The organism is Pseudomonas citronellolis (assembly GCF_029335315.1).
GTDB classification, from domain to species: Bacteria; Pseudomonadota; Gammaproteobacteria; order Pseudomonadales; family Pseudomonadaceae; genus Pseudomonas; species Pseudomonas citronellolis_A.
Genome location: NZ_JARJLT010000379.1, coordinates 1 through 4,089, shown reverse-complemented (window position 1 = coordinate 4,089; position 4,089 = coordinate 1). Strand labels below are relative to the sequence as shown.

Below are 4,089 nucleotides of genomic sequence, written 5' to 3'. Positions count from 1 at the left end.
CAGGTAACGCCCTCCCCTATCCCAGGGTCTCGGTTTCCTCGCGGCCGGTGAACAGGTCCCAGCAGGCGATGAACAGCGCGGCGATCAGCGGGCCGATGACGAAGCCGTTGAGGCCGAACAGCGACATGCCGCCGAGGGTCGAGATCAGCACCACGTAGTCGGGCATCTTGGTGTCCTTGCCGACCAGGATCGGGCGCAGGATGTTGTCGACCATGCCGATCACCAGCACGCAGAAGGCGATCAGCACCACGCCCTGCCAGATCGCCCCGGTGAGCAGGAACCAGGCCGCCACCGGCACCCACACCAGCCCCGCGCCGATCGCCGGCAGCAGCGACAGGAAGGCCATCAGGGTGCCCCACAGCAGCGAACCCTGGATGCCGAGGAACCAGAAGATCAGCCCGCCAAGGGTGCCCTGGGTGACGGCGACGGCGATGTTGCCCTTCACCGTGGCGCGCACCACGGTAGTGAACTTGGTGAACAGATGCTGCTTGTGGGCATGGTCCAGCGGCACCGCCTGCTTGATCCGCCGGCCGAGGCCGGGGCCGTCGCGCAGCAGGAAGAACAGCAGGTAGAGCATCACGCCGAAGCTGATGACGAAGTCGAAGGTGTTCTGGCCGATGCTGATCGCCTTGCCGGCGACGAATTGCCCGGCCTGCATGGCGCCGCTGGAAATCTTCTCCTGCAGGCTGGAGATGTCCCCCAGGTCGAAGCGCTGCAGCGTCTCGTGCACCCACGCGGGCAGCGCGTTGAACGCCTGGACGAACAGCGCCGCCAGGTTCAGCTGGCCGGAACGCATGCGCTGGACCAGCGCCGCGCACTCCTGCACCAGCGAGCCGGTAATGAAGATCATCGGCAGGATCACGATCAGGAAGCAGGCGCCCAGGGTGATCAGCGCCGCCAGGTTGCGCCTCTGCCCCATGCGCGCCAGCAGGCGGCGCTGTACCGGGGCGAAGATGATCGCCAGGATGGTGCCCCAGAACACCGCGCCGTAGTACGGCAGCAACAGCCAGGCGAAGGCGACGCTGACCAGCGCCAGGAGGATCAGGAACGTCCGGTTTTCCAGTGTGGTGTCGAGCATGTGCAATCCCGTCTGCCGAAGGTGGCCTGCACATTAGTCAGCAGATGGGTGGCGAAGTGCAACCCGCGTCTCAGAGCAGCATGGCGGCGGCCCAGCCGAAAGCCAGCAGCGGCAGGTTGTAGTGCAGGAAGGTCGGCACCACGGTGTCCCAGATGTGGTTGTGCTGACCGTCGACGTTCAACCCCGAAGTCGGCCCCAGGGTCGAGTCCGAGGCCGGCGAACCGGCGTCGCCCAGGGCGCCGGCGGTGCCCACCAGGCTGACGATGGCCAGCGGGCTGAAGCCCAGTTGCGCCGCCAGCGGCACGAAGATGGCGGCGATGATCGGCACCGTGGAGAACGACGAGCCGATGCCCATGGTCACCAGCAGCCCCACCAGCAGCATGAGGAAGGCGCCCAGCGCCTTGCTGTTGCCGACCCAGGCGCTGGCCATGTCGACCAGGCTGGCGACCTGCCCGGTGGCCTTCATCACCTCGGCGAAACCGGCGGCGGCGATCATGATGAAGCCGATCATGGCCATCATCTTCATGCCCTCGGTGAACAGGTCGTCGGCCTCGCGCCAGCGCACCACGCCGGACAGAGAGAACACCAGGAAGCCGAGCAGCGCGCCGAGGATCATCGAATCCAGCCACAGCTGCACGGCGAAGGTCACCGCGATGGCCACACCCGCCACCAGCAGGCTGCGGCGGTCGTAGCTGACGTCCACCCGCTCGGCCTGCTCGATGCGCTGCAGGTCGTAGTCGCGCGGCTTGCGGTAGCTGAACAGCACCGCCAGCAGCAGGCCGAAGAGCATGCCGGCGGCGGGAATGGCCATGGCCCGGGTGACGCTGAGCCCGCTCACGTCGACGCCGCTGCGGGCGACGTTGGCCAGCAGGATCTCGTTGAGGAAGATATTGCCGAAGCCCACCGGCAGGAACATGTACGGGGTGATCAGGCCGAAGGTCAGCACGCAGGCGATCAGCCGGCGGTCGATGCGCAGCCGGGTCAGCACGTAGAGCAGCGGCGGCACCAGCAGCGGAATGAAGGCGATGTGGATCGGCAGGACGTTCTGCGAGGCGATCGCCACCGCCAGCAGCAGCCCGATCAGCGCCCACTTGAAGCCCCGCGAGCCGCCCTGCGGGTGGCGGCCCAGCAGGGCCAGGGCGCGGTCGGCCAGCGCGTGCGCCACCCCGGAGCGGGCGATGGCCACGGCGAAGGCGCCAAGCATGGCGTAGGACAGCGCCACGGTAGCGCCGCCGCCGAGCCCGGCGTTGAAGGCTTTGAGCGTGCCATCCATACCCAGCCCGCCGAGCAGGCCGCCGGCCATCGCGCCGGCGATCAGCGCGGCCACCACGTGTACCCGGCACAGGCTCAGCAGCAACATCAGGGCGACGGCTATCAGCACTGCGTTCATCTGTCGGTTCTCCTCCCGCGCGCCAGTGAATCCCCGCCCAGCCGCGAGGGCGCGCACTCTGGCGCAGGCCGGCGAAGCTGTCAAAACGCAGTGGTTACAAGGCGTGAGCGGGATCCCTTGGCAAAGGATGGCAGACCGGGCGACGAGCGGCACTGTTATCTGTCAAGAAAATCGCACAGGTGCCGATATATCCCGAACACCCCTCCTCGGCCCCCAGCAGAAGGACGTCCCATGCCGTTCCGCCGCCTCTCCATCCAGTGGAAAATCACCTTGCTCGCGGGGCTCTGCCTGCTCGGGGTGGTCATCCTGCTCGCCGGCCTTTCCATCTACCGCATGCAGCACAGCACGGCGCTGGTGAAGGAATCCAGCACCCACATGCTCGACGACGCGGCCGAAGCGCGCCTGCGCGCCCGCGGCGAGATCCAGGCGATGCGCATCCAGCGCTACTTCAGCGACGCCTACCGCTATACCCAGAGCTTCGCCCGCCAGGCCCTGGCCGTGCGCCAGCTCGCCGCCCAGCGCGGCCTCGACACCCTGGCCCTGCGCGAGGAGCTGAACAAGCAGATGCGCGACGCGGTGGCGGCCAACCCCGAGCTGCTCGGCCTGTACCTGGCCTTCGAGCCCGACGCCCTCGACGGCCGCGACGCCCAGGCCGCCGGCCAGACCGCGCTCGGCAGCAACGAGAAGGGGCGCTTCGCGCAGTACTGGGCGCAGGCGACGCCGGGCCAGCTGGAAGCCGAGCCTATGGACGAGAAGATGCTCGCCGACACCAGCCCCGGCCCCAGCGGCGCAGCCTACAACGCCTGGTACACCTGCCCGAAGAACGGCGGCAAGGCCTGTGTGCTGGAGCCCTACGTGGACGAGGTGGGCAACCGCAAGATCCTCATGACCAGCATCGCCCTGCCGCTGCTGGTGGACGGCAAGCTGGTCGGCGTTATCGGCGTGGACATCGCCCTCGACCGCCTGCAGGAAATCGCCCATGAAGGCAGCCAGGAACTGTACGGCGGCAAGAGCCGCGTCGCCATCATCAGCGCCACCGGCCTGCTCGCCGGCTACAGCGCCGACGCCGGCCAACTGAGCAAGAAGCTGCAGGCGATCTACCCCGGTCAGGGCGAGGAACTGCAGCAACTGCAGGCCGCCAACGAAGCCAAGGTGCTCACCCACGACGCCGAACTGCGCGCTCTGCAGCCGCTGCGCCCGATCCCCGACGCGCAGCCCTGGGGCGTGCTCATCGACGTACCGCTGGAAGCCCTGCAGGGCCCGGCCCTGAAACTGCAGGCCGAACTCGACCAGCAGCGCACCCAGGGCACCTTCATCGAACTGGGCCTGGGCCTGCTCGCCGCCCTTCTCGGCCTGCTGCTGGTGTGGCTGACCGCGCGCGGCGTGACCCGGCCGATCCTCGGCGTGGCCGGCATGCTGCGCGACATCGCCAGCGGCGAGGGCGACCTGACCCAGCGCCTGAAATACCAGGGGCATGACGAGCTCGGCGAGCTGGCCGGCTGGTTCAACCGCTTCCTCGACAAGCTGCAGCCGATCATCCGCGACGTGAAGTCCTCGGTGCAGGACGCCCGCGCCACCGCCGACCAGTCCGCCGCGCTGTCCACCCAGACCAGCGCCGGCA

General features: G+C 68.4%; 3 protein-coding genes. 1 reads left to right on the top strand and 2 read right to left on the bottom strand.

Annotated elements, in window-relative coordinates; all coding sequences use genetic code 11:
- Positions 1 to 16: 16 nt before the first annotated feature.
- Both P3W75_RS28590 and P3W75_RS28585 read right to left on the bottom strand, forming a co-directional pair.
- Positions 17 to 1,078 (bottom strand): AI-2E family transporter, encoded by a 1,062-nt coding sequence (locus P3W75_RS28590; RefSeq protein WP_276230690.1) that lies wholly within the window; start codon positions 1,076 to 1,078, stop codon positions 17 to 19.
- A gap of 70 nt (positions 1,079 to 1,148) precedes the next feature.
- On the bottom strand, positions 1,149 to 2,468 hold the full coding sequence (locus P3W75_RS28585) for a Na+/H+ antiporter family protein (RefSeq protein WP_276230689.1): 1,320 nt from the start codon (positions 2,466 to 2,468) through the stop codon (positions 1,149 to 1,151).
- Between the two features lie 231 nt (positions 2,469 to 2,699).
- Here P3W75_RS28585 and P3W75_RS28580 point away from each other — a divergent pair.
- Positions 2,700 to 4,089, top strand: a 1,390-nt coding sequence (locus tag P3W75_RS28580) for a methyl-accepting chemotaxis protein (protein ID WP_276230688.1), incomplete at its 3' end; no start/stop codon positions are given.